Source organism: Ruegeria sp. HKCCD7559, from assembly GCF_013110575.1.
Classification (GTDB): Bacteria; Pseudomonadota; Alphaproteobacteria; order Rhodobacterales; family Rhodobacteraceae; genus Ruegeria.
In genome coordinates, this window is sequence record NZ_WVQU01000005.1 from 122,450 (window position 1) to 137,993 (window position 15,544).

The window sequence follows — 15,544 nt, forward strand, 5'->3', positions numbered from 1 at the left end:
GCCCGCACAGCCTGCATTTCGTGTCAGGCGGGCTTTTACCCGCCCTCAGTGTGCTCAGTTCGAAGCAACCTGATAGCTTTGCGGCAGACCGGCATATTCTTCGATCGCACCTTGCAGCCACTGGTCATACGCTTCCTGGCTGACGACTTTCACGGTGATCGGCATATAAGCGTGGTCTTTGCCGCAGAGTTCCGAACACTGACCGAAATAGATGCCTTCCTTCTCGGCCTCGAACCAAAGTTCCGCCAGACGCCCGGGCACGCCATCCTGCTTCACGCCGAAGGACGGGATAGTCCAGGAGTGAATCACGTCAGATGCGGTAACCTGCATCACGACAACCTTGCCAACCGGGACAACAACGGCAGTGTCGGTGGCCAGCAGCCATTCGTCTTCGCTGTAACCCGCATCTGCCAGCTTGGCGCGCATGGCGTCATCCAGAACAAACGGAGTCACATCCGCGTCGGCCGGGCGCGCGCCCTCGTCCAGAGTGGCCGGATGGCCCAGCAGGTAGCTGTCAAAGGCAAAATCGTGATCAACATATTCATAGGTCCAGTACCACTGGTTGCCCACGACTTTGATGGTGATGTCGCCTTCCGGAATTTCCTGCTGTTTGAACAGAACCGGCAGCGAAAACGCACCGATGAAGACCAGAATCAGGATCGGGCCAAGGGTCCATGCAATCTCAACCGGGGTGTAGTGTGAAAAACGCGCCGGTTTCGGGTTAACGCGTTCGTTGTAACGCACGATGCAATAAACCAGCAGGCCGGCAACCAGCAGGCAGATGACGGTGATGATCACCAGAATCATGCCGTCCAGACGCTGAATTCCCGTGGCAAGGCTGGTGGCCGCGGGCTGAAAGCCCATACCGCCGTCAACCGGCTTGCCAATAATCTCAAGCTCCTGAGCCATGGCTGGAAGGCTGGAGAGGGCTGTCATAAACCCTGAAAGCATCAAAGCATTCTTCATGTTCTGTCCTGATCGTTTGATCTTTGCGTCCCTGGCGAAAAGGTGTGAATCGGTCGCACCTCTCCCGTTGTCTTTGGCCGCGTTAAAAACCATATTCCGTCGGGTAGATAAAGCAAAATGCTTGCGTCAAACAGACGCTATTTTTGATCTGGATCAAACCCGAAAGGTCGCAACCCATGTCCGACGCCCCGTTTCGCCCGTTTGAAAGCGCTCTACCACACGATGAAGCGCTTGCCATTTTGCGCTCGGCCACGGACGGGGCCGAGGACGGAGAGCTGTTTGTCGAGCGGCGAAAATCCGAGTCTCTCGTGTTCGATGACGGCCGTCTGCGCACCGCGTCTTACGATGCGTCGGAAGGGTTCGGGCTGCGTGCCGTACAAGGTGAAGTGGCTGGATATGCGCATTCCACAGACGTCTCGATTCCTGCCCTGAAACGGGCGGCGGAAACAGCAAGACTGGCTGTCGGGGATGGCGGCGGGGTCTTGGCGGATGCTCCGCGCTCCACCAATACGCGCCTCTATACGGACGAAGACCCGATTGATTCTGCCGCTTTCCCGGTCAAGATCGAGACATTGCGTGAGATCGACGCCTTCGCCCGCGATCTGGACCCGCGTGTGGTTCAGGTCAGCGCCACGATCGCGGCAGCCGTGCAAGAGGTCGAGATTCTGCGCCCCGATGGTGTGATGGTCCGCGATGTGCGCCCCATGACCCGCGTGAACGTGTCGGTCATTGTCGAACAGAACGGACGCCGCGAAAGCGGATCCGCCGGTGGTGGTGGCCGGGTTGGCCTGAGCGGGTTGATCGACCCCGCCGACTGGCAGGCCAAGGCCCGCGAAGCCCTGCGTATCGCACTAGTCAACCTGGACGCGGTTCCTGCACCGGCCGGTGTCATGGAAGTCGCGCTTGGCCCCGGCTGGCCGGGCATCCTGCTGCACGAGGCCATCGGCCACGGCCTGGAAGGCGACTTCAACCGCAAGGGCAGCTCGGCCTTTGCCGGGTTGATGGGGCAGCAGATTGCTTCGAAAGGCGTGACCGTGGTGGATGACGGCACGATTGCTGATCGTCGCGGCTCGATCACCGTGGATGATGAGGGCACGCCCAGCGCGCGCACGGTGCTGATCGAAGACGGTATTTTGACCGGATACATGCAGGACCGCCAGAATGCGCGACTGATGGGGGTTGCTCCTACGGGTAACGGGCGGCGGCAGAGCTATGCGCACAAACCCATGCCGCGCATGACCAACACGATCATGCTGGGTGGCGAAGCCGACCCGCAGGCCCTGGTGGCTGATATCAAGGACGGCATCTGGGCCGTTGGATTCGGCGGGGGTCAGGTGGACATCACCAACGGCAAGTTCGTTTTCTCGTGCACCGAGGCATATCGTGTCGTAAACGGCAAAATCGGCGCGCCGGTCAAGGGCGCCACGTTGATCGGTGACGGGCCGTCGGCCTTGAAACGCATCCGCGGGCTGGGCAACGATATGGCGCTGGACCCAGGTATGGGAACCTGTGGCAAGGACGGGCAATGGGTGCCGGTGGGTGTTGGCCAGCCGACCGTGCTGATGGACGGGCTGACTGTCGGTGGTTCGGCCGCCTGAGTCGGAAGCGGCGCGTTCCCGGAGGCGCAGGGTTAACCCGGCGTCTCTTTTTTCGCGAAAATTGCCTTAGGCGACCAAAGCGCCCTTTCTGACTGAGCATTATTTATTTTGCTTATTATCAATGTGTTCTATGCTTTTCTCTGACAGAATTGCAAAAAAACAGTTCTAATTTTCGACGATTCACAAGCTGTTAACTGCCTGTCCCGTAAACCAGTTCTGCAACAAGGCGGAGCAACGGATGACCGAAGAGCAGCTTTCTTCCAATCACCCCCCACTCCCACCCACCACGGAAGAGGACCGGTTCTCGTGGCTTCGTCTGTTGCGTTCTCGCAAGGTCGGTCCGGCGACATTTCGTCGGCTGCTTCGCGAACATGGCTCAGCGCAGAACGCGCTGGCCGCGCTGCCTGAAATGGCACGCGCCGCCGGTATAAAAGGGTATGAAACCTGCCCCCCCGGCGTGATCGAGGCGGAACTCAGGGCCGCAAAAGCCGCTAAAGCGCGGCTTTTGTGCCTTGGGTCCGCTGATTTCCCCGCGGCCCTGGCTGGACTCAGCGAAGCCCCGCCGCTGCTTTGGGCGATCGGAGACGTTTCGCTGCTGCAAAAACCAACGATTGCGATGGTCGGCGCGCGAAACTGTTCCTCGCTCGGCGCGCGGATGGCACGTGGCCTGGCCACCGAACTGGGCAGCAAGGGGCACGTAATCGTCTCTGGCCTGGCGCGTGGCATCGATACAGCCGCACATATGGCCGCGCTGGAGACTGGCACCGTGGCAGTCATGGCCGGTGGCGTTGATGTGATCTATCCCGCCGAAAACACGGAACTGGCCCATGACATCGCGTCCCGCGGCTTGCGGATTTCGGAACAACCGATGGGCGTAACACCCCAGGCCCGGCACTTTCCACGCCGAAATCGGATCATTTCGGGGCTTGCGCAGGCGGTTGTCGTCGTCGAGGCAGCCGCCAAGTCCGGCAGTCTGATCACGGCACGGGACGCACTGGATCAGGGGCGCGAGGTTCTGGCCGTTCCCGGCCATCCGTTCGACGCGCGGGCCGCCGGTTGCAATCTGTTGATTCGTGACGGCGCCACACTTGTCCGATCTGCTGAAGACGTTATTGAAGCCTTGCCGAGGCAGGACGACCTGATCTCCCGGCCAATCGAACCGCCCTCGGAACCAATCATGCGTCCTGCAAGAGACCTGCACGAGCAAATCATCGCGCGGCTTGGCCCCTCGCCCATCGCCGAAGATCAATTGCTGCGGGATATCGCGGCCTCGGCCGGTGAGCTTGGACCGGCGCTGATCGACCTTGAACTTGATGGGCGAATCCAGCGTCAGCCCGGAGGTCTGTTGTCGCTGGCAAGTTGATCGCACCCTCGTTCCGGCGTGCCCGATTTCTGAAGATTTGTGATAGCGCACTGAAATCACGGCGCTTTTCCACCGACGAAAGGAACGCATTGACAATTCCCGCTTGCCCCACACATTTTGCACCACCATAGAAGGCGCCAAATTCGTCGAGCGAGGTTTCCCCTTAAATGCCCGTAGTTGTTGTAGAATCTCCGGCCAAAGCAAAAACAATCAATAAATACCTGGGCCCCGACTACACGGTTCTGGCCTCTTACGGCCATGTGCGGGACCTGCCGCCAAAGGATGGATCGGTCGATCCTGAACATGACTTCTCGATGAAATGGGAGGTCGGGAACGACAGCCGCAAGCATGTCAAGGCCATTGCCGACGCGTTGAAAGAAGACAATGCGCTGATCCTCGCCACTGACCCCGACCGCGAGGGCGAGGCAATCAGCTGGCACCTACAGGAGGCGTTGACCAAACGCCGCTCGATCAAGAAGGATACGCCCGTCAGCCGCGTCACCTTCAACGCCATTACCAAGGACGCCGTGACCGAGGCGATGCAGAACCCGCGTCAGGTCGATATGCCGTTGGTCGAGGCCTATCTGGCCCGCCGCGCGCTGGATTATCTGGTGGGGTTCAACCTGTCTCCGGTTTTGTGGCGCAAACTGCCGGGTGCGAAATCGGCGGGTCGCGTGCAATCCGTCTGTCTGCGCCTGATCGTCGAGCGCGAGATGGAAATCGAGGCATTCAAGCCGGTGGAATACTGGTCGGTTCGGGCGCTGTTCGAGACACCGCGCGGGCAGACCTATGAGGCGCGTCTGGTCACGCTGGCCGGCAAGAAGCTGGACAAGCACGATCTGGCCAATGCGACACAGGCCGAGCTGGCGGTTCAGGCGATCACCAGCCGCGCGCTGAGCGTGACATCGGTCGAGGCCAAACCCGCCGCACGTAACCCAAGCGCTCCGTTCATGACCTCGACCCTGCAACAGGAGGCCAGCCGCAAATTCGGCATGGGCGCGCGCCATGCAATGCAGGTGGCGCAGCGGCTTTATGAGGCCGGGTACATTACCTATATGCGGACCGACGGGATCGATATGGCGCCCGAAGCCGTGGCCGCGACCCGCGACGCCATCGCGGATCGCTACGGTGCAGAATATGTGCCGGACAGCCCGCGCATCTACAAGAACAAGGCCAAGAACGCGCAGGAAGCCCACGAGTGTATCCGACCGACGGATATGTCGCGCGACGCCAAGGCGCTGAAAGTGACAGACGAGGATCAGCGCAAGCTTTATGACCTGATCTGGAAACGCACCATCGCCTGTCAGATGGCTGCCGCACGTCTGGAGCGCACCACCGTCGAGATCGGCAGCGACGACGGTCAGGTCGGCCTTCGCGCCACGGGCCAGGTGGTAATGTTCGATGGGTTCATGCGGGTATACGAAGAAGGCCGGGATGACGTCGCGGACGAGGATGAAAAGCGCCTGCCACAGATCACGCAGGGCGATCCGGCCCGTTTTGCCAAAGCCTCTCTGAAGGATCAGTTTGCCAAGGCGACCAGCGACAGCGGTGACAAGATCGCGAAAGAAGCAATCCTGTCCGAGAACGAATCCGTTCTGGCCCTTCAACACCATACCCAACCGCCCCCGCGCTATACCGAGGCCACTTTGGTCAAACGGATGGAAGAGCTGGGGATCGGGCGCCCATCTACCTATGCCTCGATCGTAACGACGATCCAGGACCGGGAATATGTCCGCAAGGACAAGAACAGGCTGATCCCCGAGGAAAAGGGCCGGATCGTCACCATCTTCCTGCTGAACTTCTTCCGCCAGTATGTTGGCTACGAGTTCACCGCGAATCTGGAAGAGCAACTGGATGACGTCAGCGCCGGGGAGCGCGACTACAAGGATCTGCTGGGCAAGTTTTGGCGTGATTTTTCAGCCGCGATTGGCGAGACCTCCGAGCTCCGGATTTCGGAAGTGTTGGATAAGCTAGACGAAGCTCTGGCTCCGCAGCTGTACCCGCCGCGCGAGGATGGGTCCGATCCGCGTATCTGCCCGAAATGCGGCACCGGTCAGTTGCACCTGAAGACCTCTCGTACGGGTGGGTTCGTCGGATGCGGGAACTATCCGGAATGTACCTATACGCGCCCGATTGCCGGTGAAGGCGCGGAAGGTGACGAAAGGCTGCTGGGCGAAGATGGCGGGGATGAGATCTGGCTGAAGTCCGGCCGGTTCGGCCCTTACGTTCAGCGGGGCGAACCCACGCCCGAGAACAAAAAGCCCCCGCGCGCATCCCTTCCGCGCGGGTGGAGCAAGGATGACATGGATCTGGAAAAGGCGCTGACGCTTCTGTCCCTGCCCCGTCAGATCGGCGAACACCCCGAAGGCGGCATGATCAGCGCGAATTTCGGGCGGTTCGGCCCCTACCTGATGCATCAGCTGCCGGAGGAGGCAAAGCCGGTCTACGCCAATCTGAAAGACCCCAATGACGTGTTCGAGATCGGCATGAACCGCGCCGTTGAATTGCTGGCCGAAAAACGGGCAAACCCCGGTCGTGGACGGCGGGCCGCGGCGAAACCTCTGAAGGAGTTGGGTGAGCATCCCGATGGCGGCGCGATGCAGGTTCTGGACGGGCGCTATGGGCCTTATGTGAAATGGGAAAAGGTCAACGCGACGATCCCCAAAGACATCAAACCCGAGGACGTAACGCAGGAAATGGCCATCGAGCTTGTCAACGAGCGCGCTGCCAAAAAAGGCACCAAGAAGAAGGCCACGTCTAAAAAGAAAGCAACCACCAAGAAAGCAACAACCTAGTCTGACAGGTGGTCGGGGTTGAAAAAGCCCCCCACAATCGCCGTTTCGGCATTGCGGGGGGCTGTCAGCAAATTACCTGGGCTGTGGGCCGCATCGCACTTCGAGCGTCGTCTGCCAGTCTTCCGAGCTGCTTGAGCTAGGATAGTAGCCGGGTGCGCTGCCTGAGTTCTGGGCAGCAGCCGTCAGGACATCGATGATCAGGGCTGCATTCTTGTCCACCCCCTGATAGCCGGTATCGCTGGCCAGAACGAAGGCCTCTTTGCCCTGCTGTGCGCACCGTGCGTTGGCGGTTGAAATTGCAGATTCAAGTGAAGACTTCTCAGAATATCCGGTACCAACAACTTTGATCTTGTTATCATCGAGCTGAAGTACCGCCGCCTGATCAGGCTCACAGGCTGACATAGCCAAAAGCGCAATACCTGCGGCTGCTCCGACCCAAATTCGTTCCATGTTTTCAATCTCCTATAACGGTACAGCGCTTATGCTGAATCGCCTGTTTCATTGCAACAACTCATTCTATTGGTAGAAATACCACCTACCCCTTGGTTTCATTGACTTCCCCGTGACGCGACGGCACAACCAGCCCATCACCATGTCATTGGGGGAGTTTTCCATGAAGAAAGTCTATGCCAATGCCACCGAGGCGCTCGATGGGCTGCTGTCGGATGGCATGCTGATTGCCGCAGGCGGGTTTGGCCTGTGCGGCATTCCGGAATTGTTGCTTGAGGCCATCCGGGATTCGGGCGTCAAAGACCTGAGCTTTGCGTCGAACAATGCCGGTGTGGACGATTTCGGAATCGGCATCCTGTTGCAGACCAAGCAGGTCAAGAAGATGATCAGCTCGTATGTCGGTGAAAACGCCGAGTTCATGCGCCAGTATCTGAGCGGTGAGCTGGAGCTGGAATTCAACCCCCAGGGAACACTGGCCGAACGGATGCGCGCCGGTGGAGCGGGCATCCCGGGCTTCTACACCAAGACCGGCGTCGGCACCGTGATAGCCGAAGGGAAAGAGCACAAGGACTTCAACGGCGAGACCTACATTCTGGAAGAAGGCATTTTTGCCGATCTGGCCATCGTCAAAGCCTGGAAGGCTGACGACACCGGCAATCTGGTTTTCCGCAAGACCGCCCGTAATTTCAACGTTCCTGCCGCGACCTGCGGCAAGATCTGCGTGGCCGAAGTGGAAGAGATCGTTCCGCGTGGTTCGCTGGACCCCGACTGCATCCACCTGCCCGGTATCTATGTGCATCGCATCATTCAGGGCGAACACGAAAAGCGCATCGAACAGCGCACCACCCGCAAGAAGGAGGAAGCATAATGCCCTGGGACCGCAATCAGATGGCCGCACGCGCGGCAGAGGAACTGGAAGACGGCATGTATGTGAACCTGGGTATCGGGATCCCGACGCTGGTGGCAAACTATGTGGGTGACAAGGACATCACGCTGCAATCGGAAAACGGCATGCTGGGCATGGGCCCCTTCCCCTTCGAGGGCGAAGAAGACCCGGACCTTATCAATGCAGGCAAGCAGACGATCACCGAACTGTCCCGCACGGCCTATTTCGACAGTGCCACGTCCTTCGCCATGATCCGCGGCGGCAAGATCGCAGCGGCGATTCTGGGCGCCATGGAAGTGGATGAAAAAGGCGATCTGGCAAACTGGATGATCCCCGGCAAGCTGGTGAAAGGCATGGGCGGCGCGATGGACCTGGTTGCAGGCGTCGGCCGGGTGATTGTCGTGATGGATCACACCAACAAGCACGGCGACAGCAAGGTCCTGAAGGAATGCACCCTGCCACTGACCGGAAAGGGCGTCGTGGATCGCATTATCACCAATCTTGGTGTGCTGGATGTGGTTGAACGCGGTCTGAAAATCGTCGAACTGGCGGAAGGTGTCAGCGAAGATGAGCTGCGCGCCGCAACGGAAGCAACAATCGTTTACTGATCAAATGGAAAGGCCCGCCGGATCACGGCGGGCCTTGTTAGTTGGAAGTCTGAAAAACACAGCCATCGGAAATCAGGTCTGGCGGCGTTGCGCACAAAGCCCGCGCGATCTGAAACGCGGCGAGGACTTTTGGCACGTAGTCCCGGGTTTCAGCATAGGGTGGCACACCGCTGTGTTTGCGTACGGCCCCCTCTCCTGCGTTGTATCCAGCCAATACAAGTATTGGATCATTCCCGAACTCTTCCATCAGCCAGTTGAGGTATTTTACACCGCCCGCAATGTTCTCAGAGGGCTTAAGGCTGTCCTTTACCCCGAATCTGGCCGCTGTCGCGGGCATTAACTGCATAAGCCCCTGCGCGCCTGCGGAACTGACCGCGTCTGTACGCCCGGCCGATTCCACCGAGATGACCGCAAGCACCAGCGCAGGTGAAACATTGGTTCCCACAGTGGAACGAAGGATATCGATCCCGCGTTCCTTTGCGATATCTTGCAGCGATTGCAGTCGCGGTGATCTCACGTTGGTTGCGGCCAGGGCGCTGATCGCCGCGTCAAGCCGCCCGGCCCCACCTTCATCAATGTGCGGTGAAATCAAGTTCCAGAAAGCCTTGTACGATCCTTTGGGATCTCGTTTGACTTCCGCACCGGGCGCCGGCAGCGGAGCGACTTTGGTACGCGCGATGATTTCCGGCACCACCAGTTCAGTGCCCGTGCTGGGCGCTGAAGGGTTGGCTGCATGTTCTTCCGGAGTGATCTGCACGGTCACACGCGGACGTTCACCGGGTTTTGGGACTTTGACGCGCTTGTATACGCCGCGCGGCTCTGTCTCGGTCGCATTTACGGATGCAGTACCCGATATCAGAAACGCCAGCACACCGGCGCATTGAAGTGCGTTCCGGAGATTCATTTGCCTGCCTCATGTTTTCTTTTTAGGCGATTTGAACCCCGAATCTTCCCGCAAGGCCAGAAAAACAAAGCGAAATGGGGCAGTTTCGCCTCATTTGGCGCAATTTTGCATCGCTATAGGGCCTTTGCTTCAATCGTTGTGATTTTTTTATCTTTTATTTTCAATATGTTATAAAAACTATAACCAAAAAGTTAAGCCGTACGAAAAAAAATCTGTGTTTGGCCCAATTCCTGCCACGCACAACAGGCAAACATTAATCCATACCGAGACGGACATGAGCGGCCTGAGAGAGAAAGCTCTGAAGAACGCCGAGGTTTGTTAAACTCTTTTTGATCCTTTAGGAGGGACGTAACATGATCAAGTTCATCAAGAACTTCCGCAAAGACGAAGACGGCGCAGTAACAGTTGACTGGGTTGTTCTGACCGCAGCAGTCATCGGCCTGGCAGCCGTTGCATACCAGCAGATCTCGGCTGGCGCGACCGGCCTGGCAACAGACGTGAACACCGCTCTGCAAGCATCGTCGATCAGCACCGGCAGCAACACCGCAACAGGTGGTATCACAGCTGCAGGCACCAACTAAGCCTCTGGTTTAGCAAGATTTCGAGACCGCGCCTTCAGGCGCGGTCTTTTTTGTTTCAGAAGTACCGGTACTTCTGAGGCAAAAATACAGGCTAATAGACATGACGCCGCCCGACACATCACGAGTGCCACCGAATTAGTCACGCCCTTTTCAGGTCTCACCGCAATAAGGAACACGAGAAAAAGTGCTGAATCTTAGATATATTCACCAAAATCAACTTTTGGCCTGATTTCCGCCATCCGAACGAACCACTGTTGGGCGACGTTACGGGAAACACTGAATTGTCGTATTGGAGATATGTAGATGCTAAAGTTCCTTAATCGGTTCAAATCGGACGAAGCAGGAGCGGTGACCGTTGACTGGGTGGTTTTGACCGCAGTATTGATCGGTCTGTCAGGCGCGACCTACCTCGTCATCAGCTCAAGTGTTGATGGTATCGGCGGTAACATCAACCAAGCCATGAGTTCCTCTGTTGTCAGCACCGGCTCGAACACCGGGCCTGGCGGTCTCGTCACAGCGGGAACCAACTGAACCACAGCGAGTTTTCACATTCACCCACTTTCCTGAGCTTGTTGGTGAACGTGTAGGGCAAATAAACGCGGCGGCCTTTTTGGGGCGCGGCGTTTGTTTCGTTGTTCTTCGTCTGGCCTGCCGTAAGGAAATGACAGCAGTCGTTTTGCGGAATTGTGCGAAAGCTGACGCAGAATCTAACAAGCAGACATTTTTGTCCCACATTTCGACACAATTTACATTTAACGCTTGGGCTGTTTCAAAGTGGCCCTTTGGCCGCTTAGTATCCGACTAAATAAGAAAGAGGTGCATGTATGCGAGCGGTATTCGGACTTGTCCTGATTGTCGGCGTTGCTCTGGCTGGGGGCGCCGTTTACATGGCGCGCAACTATATTGCGGCTTATCAAAGCGAACTGGCACGGCAGAAACAAGCGGCAGAAGAAGCGCTGGCCAATGCCAAAGTCGATGTCATTCCGACGGTAACTGTTTACGTTTCAAATCGTCCTCTAAAATACGGTGAACGCCTGACGCAGGAAGACGTACGCGCTGTAGACTGGCCGGAAAACGCGATTCCCGAAGGTACGTTCTCTGATCTCACTGCCCTGTTTCCCGAAAGTGGCGCCAATGAGCGTTATATTCTGAGAACCATGGAAAAAGACGAGGCGATTATGGAGGTCAAGATCACGCGTCCAGGCGAATCGGCTGGCCTAACATCTCGACTTGAAAAAGGTATGCGCGCCTTTGCAATCAGCGTCGACGTGGCCTCTGGTGTTTCAGGCTTCCTGCGTCCCGGCGACAATGTCGACATCTACTGGACCGGATCAAGCGGCACCATCGAGGGCAACACCGGCGGCATCACCAAGCTGATCGAAACCAATGTTCAACTCATCGCGGTCGACCAGACCGCTGGTTCGGACGTCGCAAGCGCAACGATTGCACGCACAGTCACGGTCGCAGCCACGCCGGAACAGGTCGCAGCACTCGCGCAGGCCCAGAACACCGGGCGGCTGTCACTGGCCCTTGTTGGGGTGCAGGATGACTCTGTTGCGTCGGCAATCGAGGTGGATCAGCGCAAACTGCTTGGAATAACGGCAGCCGCTCCGGAACCGAAGGAAGAGGTTGAACAGGTCTGCACGACGCGCATCAGACGCGGTGGCGAGATTGTCAACGTGCCTATCCCTTGTACAAATTGACGCCAATTCAGAGTGTTACAAGATCGGAGCCGCATCTCAGATGCGGCTCTTTTCTTGTTGTTGTTGCCAATTCTCCACATAAGGAAAATTCCAGAAACCATTGATTATTGCAATAAATTCGGATTTCGCGCAGTCTCTTTGCACATAGGGCATAAGACCCAAAAAACGAGGCGTGATCGGAGAGGCAGGTCACATGACAATACGTTCCTGGATCAGCGCAACCCTGCTGGGGTTGTCGCTTTTTATGGGCCCGGTCGGCGATGCCGCCTGGGCTGAATCCCTTCGCGTGGTAAAAAAGGGCACAGTGGAAACGCTGGAAGTTCCGATGAACCGCGCGATTGTTGTGGAAAGCGAACAACCTTTCGCAGAGCTCAGCATTGCCAATGCCGGCATTGCAGACATCTCATCGTTGTCCGAGCGCACGATCTATGTTCTGGGCAAGGCCCCGGGCCTGACCACGCTGACACTGTTTGACGGCGCAGGCAATCTTTTGGCCAATGTCCGCGTCCGGGTCGCACCAGATGTTACGGAATTCAAGGAACGTCTGCGTCAAATCCTGCCCAATGAACCCATCGAGGTTCGCACAGCGAATGATGGCATTGTTTTGTCCGGTACGATCTCCAGCTCGGCCAAACTGGCCCGCGCACTTGAATTGGCTGAACGGTACGCGCCCGAACGTGTATCGAACCTGATGTCTGTGGGTGGCGTCCAGCAGGTCATGCTGAAAGTTCGCTTTGCCGAGATGAACCGCTCGGTCGCTAAAGAGCTTTCTTCAACGCTTTCAGTTGCGGGCACTGATTTTGTCGGTGGTTTCAATCCGCAGAACCTTGTTCCCCCTGTCACAGTGGAAAATGGTGTCTTGTTGTTTGGCTTCGGGGTCGGATCGGCACAAGTCAACTTACTTCTGCAAGCCCTCGAGTCGAAGGGCCTTGTTCGCAACCTTGCCGAACCGAACCTTTCAGCCCTGTCCGGTCAGGAAGCAACGTTTCTGGCTGGTGGCGAAGTTCCGATTCCGGTGCCGCAAGACGACGGTGTCGTGGCAATCGAGTACAAACCCTTCGGTGTGAATATGAACTTCATTCCTCGGGTTGTGGACGGCGACCTGATCAATCTGGAAATGGGCACCTCGGTTTCGAGCATCGACACCAGCACCAACTTCACGATCAATGGAGACACCGTTCCCAGCTTTATCGTGCGGGAAGCCAAGACCACAATAGAACTGCGCGACGGGGAAAGCTTTGCCATCGCCGGACTGCTTCAGGACAACTTTGTGGACCAAGTCAACCAAGTGCCGTGGCTGGGAGATGTGCCGGTTCTGGGGTCCTTGTTCCGCAGCGCTGATTACCAGCGTGAACAAAGTGAACTTGTCATCATAATCACGGCGCATCTAGTTTCACCGACTCGAGGCGAAACTCTTGCGCTTCCAACCGATCGGGTCAAACCGCCCAGCGAATTCGACCTGTTCGTGAACGGTCGGGTGGCGCGCACACAGCGCGCGGGCGCCGGCGGAGCGTCTGAGGTTGCCAAACAGAGCTTCGGCAGCTCGTACGGCTACGTCCTAGATTGATCAGGAGGATAGGACCAATGCAGAAGTGGATCATCACACTGGGTCTTACGGTCGCCGTTGCCGCATGTACGCGCGAGGTCGGATACGAGATCGATGCCGGAACCTTTGGAAACGCGACATTGAACAATATCCAGGTTCAAAACGGCGAGTTGACCTATGCTCAGATTCTCGGTCGCAGATTTGCCGCGGATGTGCCCAGCCAAGTGAACTTTGCCTTCAACAGTTCGCAACTGGACGCATCAGCGCAAAGCATACTGTTGCAGCAGGCTGACTGGATCAAACAGTTCCCCGAAGCCAGGTTCCGGGTTTACGGACATACAGATGCCGTTGGGTCGACCAGCTACAACAAAAGCCTTGGGCTACGCCGCGCGCAGGCCGTCGTTGCGTTCCTTGAACGGCAAGGCATCTCGCGTTCACGACTTGAAGCCGTTGTATCCTTTGGGAAAACGCAGCCGTTGATCGCGACACCGAATCGGGATCGCCGCAACCGCCGGACGGTAACGGAAGTTTCTGGCTTTGTTGACCGTCACCCGCAACTGCTCGACGGTAAATACGCGAACATTATCTATCGCGAATACGTTGAAAGTGCGACGTGGAAGACCGTGATTGAGAATGTATCATCAACAGATACGGCCAACTAGTGCCGCCGGAAGCGGTGGATAATACGTTTGAAATGGGCGACATCGTCGCCCATTTCCCTACAATTGGTTCTTTTGCGCCCAATTCTCGCCCAACTTCAAAGCAACATTGTGAACAATAGGGTGACCTGCGGCCAAATTTGACCGTATTGGGGCGACAGCACATCAATCTGGCGGATTTCGTTCATATGACATGCTGAGCCCTCACGACGAGGATAGTGTTTATGACCAGCGCGACGCCGCAAGACGACAATACTGCAATCTTGGCCTGCACCATCAGTCGGGATGTTCAGAATTTCGACCTTCTGATCGAAGACATGGAAGCCATCTTGGGCGAACGCTGGGGAGATCTGGGATTTGCAGAAGCGTTGGCCTTTTTCAGCCAACCCGAAGCTGAAACGCTGGAATTCGTAGCACTGGCGATCGACGGAGAAGACGAAGACAACCTTTCTCTGCTAGGTGAGATAATCACTCAAGCCAATGAAAAGAAAGTAAAAGTTGTTCTGATCGCCGAGGATGTTACCCCGGCATCCCTGCACCAACTGCTGCGCAAGGGTGCTGACGAGTTCGTGCCCTATCCTCTTCCCGAAGGCGAATTGCAGGAAGCCATCGAGCGAATGAAGCAGCCCGACCCGGTTGCCGTTGCGCAAGCAGCCGCCGTTCCTTTGGCCGGCGGCGCGTCCAAGGAAGGCGCACTGTTTGTCGTTCAGGGCCTGGCAGGTGGCGTCGGCGCAACGACACTGGCCGTAAACCTGGCCTGGGAACTGGCCTGTGCCTCGGACAAAGACGCGCCGACTGTGTGTCTGATCGATCTGGACCTGCAATACGGGACTGTTTCCACCTATCTGGATCTGCCGCGACGAGAGACCGTGTTTGAAATGCTGTCGGATACCGATGCGATGGACAGCGAAGTATTCTCGCAAGCCCTTCAAACATATGAAGAAAAGCTTCAGGTTTTGACCGCACCCTCCGACATGGTGCCACTGGACTTGATCACCCCGGAAGACATTCAGCGCGTGATCGACATGGCGCGCGCGCATTTCGACTATGTCATTGTCGACATGCCAAAAACGCTGGTCCTGTGGTCGGAAACAGTTTTGCAGGCCGCCCATGTTTATTTCGCCCTGATCGAGCTGGACATGCGGTCCGCCCAGAATGCCCTGCGCCTGAAACGTGCATTGCAGGCAGAGGAGCTACCATTCAACAAGCTGCGTTTTGCGTTGAACCGCGCGCCGAAATTTACCGATCTGAACGGGAAAAGCCGCGTGAAACGCATGGGGGAAAGCCTTGGAATCTCCATCGACCTTCTGCTGCCTGATGGTGGCAAACCGGTCATGCAAAGTGGGGATCATGGTCTGCCTCTGGCAAATGCGGCCGCCAAGAACCCTTTGCGCCGCGAAATCGCAAAGCTGGCGAAGTCGCTCCACAGCCTCGGCAGCAGTGCCGAAGAAGCTGCGTAAACATCATCCCAAGGGGGGATAAGCC

Annotated in this window: 14 protein-coding genes; 11 read left to right on the forward strand and 3 right to left on the reverse strand. The window is 57.2% G+C overall.

Annotated features, from left to right (window positions below; genetic code table 11):
* Positions 1 to 54: 54 nt before the first annotated feature.
* Complete coding sequence (coxB, locus tag GS605_RS14535) at positions 55 to 966, reverse strand: cytochrome c oxidase subunit II (protein ID WP_171636878.1); 912 nt, start codon at positions 964 to 966, stop codon at positions 55 to 57.
* Between the two features lie 176 nt (positions 967 to 1,142).
* Between coxB and tldD the strand changes: the two genes are divergently transcribed.
* From tldD to topA, 3 genes are all read left to right on the forward strand, one after another.
* Positions 1,143 to 2,564: a metalloprotease TldD gene (tldD, locus tag GS605_RS14540; RefSeq protein ID WP_171724428.1), complete on the forward strand. Its 1,422-nt coding sequence runs from the start codon at positions 1,143 to 1,145 to the stop codon at positions 2,562 to 2,564.
* Between the two features lie 238 nt (positions 2,565 to 2,802).
* Positions 2,803 to 3,927, forward strand: coding sequence for a DNA-processing protein DprA (gene dprA / locus GS605_RS14545; RefSeq protein ID WP_171724429.1), 1,125 nt, complete (start codon positions 2,803 to 2,805; stop codon positions 3,925 to 3,927).
* A gap of 167 nt (positions 3,928 to 4,094) precedes the next feature.
* Positions 4,095 to 6,722, forward strand: coding sequence for a type I DNA topoisomerase (gene topA, locus GS605_RS14550; protein WP_171636871.1), 2,628 nt, complete (start codon positions 4,095 to 4,097; stop codon positions 6,720 to 6,722).
* 72 nt (positions 6,723 to 6,794) lie between these two features.
* Here the strand turns inward: topA and GS605_RS14555 are convergent, their stop codons facing one another.
* Positions 6,795 to 7,172 (reverse strand): hypothetical protein, encoded by a 378-nt coding sequence (locus GS605_RS14555; protein ID WP_171636869.1) that lies wholly within the window; start codon positions 7,170 to 7,172, stop codon positions 6,795 to 6,797.
* Positions 7,173 to 7,335: 163 nt separating this feature from the next.
* Here GS605_RS14555 and GS605_RS14560 point away from each other — a divergent pair, with 163 nt between their 5' ends.
* Together GS605_RS14560 and GS605_RS14565 are read left to right on the forward strand one after the other, a co-directional pair.
* The gene (locus GS605_RS14560) at positions 7,336 to 8,040 is read left to right on the forward strand and encodes a CoA transferase subunit A (protein WP_171724430.1); all 705 of its coding nucleotides are present in this window, start codon (positions 7,336 to 7,338) and stop codon (positions 8,038 to 8,040) included.
* Complete coding sequence (locus GS605_RS14565; RefSeq protein WP_171724431.1) at positions 8,040 to 8,666, forward strand: 3-oxoacid CoA-transferase subunit B; 627 nt, start codon at positions 8,040 to 8,042, stop codon at positions 8,664 to 8,666. Before GS605_RS14560 ends, GS605_RS14565 begins: the two co-directional genes overlap by 1 nt.
* Before the next feature lie 37 nt (positions 8,667 to 8,703).
* On the opposite strand, the gene GS605_RS14570 is transcribed toward GS605_RS14565, so the two are convergent.
* Positions 8,704 to 9,570: a lytic transglycosylase domain-containing protein gene (locus GS605_RS14570; protein ID WP_171636865.1), complete on the reverse strand. Its 867-nt coding sequence runs from the start codon at positions 9,568 to 9,570 to the stop codon at positions 8,704 to 8,706.
* Positions 9,571 to 9,923: 353 nt separating this feature from the next.
* On the opposite strand from GS605_RS14570, the gene GS605_RS14575 reads away from it, so the two are divergent.
* The 6 genes from GS605_RS14575 to GS605_RS14600 all read left to right on the forward strand — a co-directional run bounded on the left by GS605_RS14575 (position 9,924) and on the right by GS605_RS14600 (position 15,519).
* Entirely contained in the window at positions 9,924 to 10,151 is a 228-nt protein-coding gene (locus tag GS605_RS14575; protein WP_171724432.1) for a Flp family type IVb pilin, read from the forward strand.
* A 303-nt stretch (positions 10,152 to 10,454) separates the two neighbouring features.
* Positions 10,455 to 10,682, forward strand: coding sequence for a hypothetical protein (locus GS605_RS14580; RefSeq protein WP_171724433.1), 228 nt, complete (start codon positions 10,455 to 10,457; stop codon positions 10,680 to 10,682).
* A 293-nt stretch (positions 10,683 to 10,975) separates the two neighbouring features.
* Positions 10,976 to 11,854: a Flp pilus assembly protein CpaB gene (gene cpaB / locus GS605_RS14585; RefSeq protein ID WP_171724434.1), complete on the forward strand. Its 879-nt coding sequence runs from the start codon at positions 10,976 to 10,978 to the stop codon at positions 11,852 to 11,854.
* Positions 11,855 to 12,047: 193 nt separating this feature from the next.
* On the forward strand, positions 12,048 to 13,421 hold the full coding sequence (locus GS605_RS14590) for a type II and III secretion system protein family protein (RefSeq protein WP_171636859.1): 1,374 nt from the start codon (positions 12,048 to 12,050) through the stop codon (positions 13,419 to 13,421).
* 17 nt (positions 13,422 to 13,438) lie between these two features.
* A complete protein-coding gene (locus GS605_RS14595) occupies positions 13,439 to 14,062 on the forward strand; it encodes an OmpA family protein (RefSeq protein WP_171636857.1) in 624 nt (207 codons plus the stop codon).
* A gap of 221 nt (positions 14,063 to 14,283) precedes the next feature.
* On the forward strand, positions 14,284 to 15,519 hold the full coding sequence (locus GS605_RS14600; RefSeq protein ID WP_152457246.1) for an AAA family ATPase: 1,236 nt from the start codon (positions 14,284 to 14,286) through the stop codon (positions 15,517 to 15,519).
* Positions 15,520 to 15,544: the final 25 nt, after the last annotated feature.

Bases quoted from the DNA above. Each gene is read 5' to 3' on its own strand.
- dprA (WP_171724429.1), top strand. From the start codon at position 2,803: ATGACCGAAGAGCAGCTTTCTTCCAATCACCCCCCACTCCCACCCACC.
- GS605_RS14590 (WP_171636859.1), top strand. From the start codon at position 12,048: ATGACAATACGTTCCTGGATCAGCGCAACCCTGCTGGGGTTGTCGCTT.
- GS605_RS14600 (WP_152457246.1), top strand. From the start codon at position 14,284: ATGACCAGCGCGACGCCGCAAGACGACAATACTGCAATCTTGGCCTGC.
- GS605_RS14560 (WP_171724430.1), top strand. From the start codon at position 7,336: ATGAAGAAAGTCTATGCCAATGCCACCGAGGCGCTCGATGGGCTGCTG.
- tldD (WP_171724428.1), top strand. From the start codon at position 1,143: ATGTCCGACGCCCCGTTTCGCCCGTTTGAAAGCGCTCTACCACACGAT.
- coxB (WP_171636878.1), bottom strand. From the start codon at position 966: ATGAAGAATGCTTTGATGCTTTCAGGGTTTATGACAGCCCTCTCCAGC.
- GS605_RS14580 (WP_171724433.1), top strand. From the start codon at position 10,455: ATGCTAAAGTTCCTTAATCGGTTCAAATCGGACGAAGCAGGAGCGGTG.
- topA (WP_171636871.1), top strand. From the start codon at position 4,095: ATGCCCGTAGTTGTTGTAGAATCTCCGGCCAAAGCAAAAACAATCAAT.
- GS605_RS14570 (WP_171636865.1), bottom strand. From the start codon at position 9,570: ATGAATCTCCGGAACGCACTTCAATGCGCCGGTGTGCTGGCGTTTCTG.
- GS605_RS14575 (WP_171724432.1), top strand. From the start codon at position 9,924: ATGATCAAGTTCATCAAGAACTTCCGCAAAGACGAAGACGGCGCAGTA.
- cpaB (WP_171724434.1), top strand. From the start codon at position 10,976: ATGCGAGCGGTATTCGGACTTGTCCTGATTGTCGGCGTTGCTCTGGCT.
- GS605_RS14555 (WP_171636869.1), bottom strand. From the start codon at position 7,172: ATGGAACGAATTTGGGTCGGAGCAGCCGCAGGTATTGCGCTTTTGGCT.
- GS605_RS14595 (WP_171636857.1), top strand. From the start codon at position 13,439: ATGCAGAAGTGGATCATCACACTGGGTCTTACGGTCGCCGTTGCCGCA.
- GS605_RS14565 (WP_171724431.1), top strand. From the start codon at position 8,040: ATGCCCTGGGACCGCAATCAGATGGCCGCACGCGCGGCAGAGGAACTG.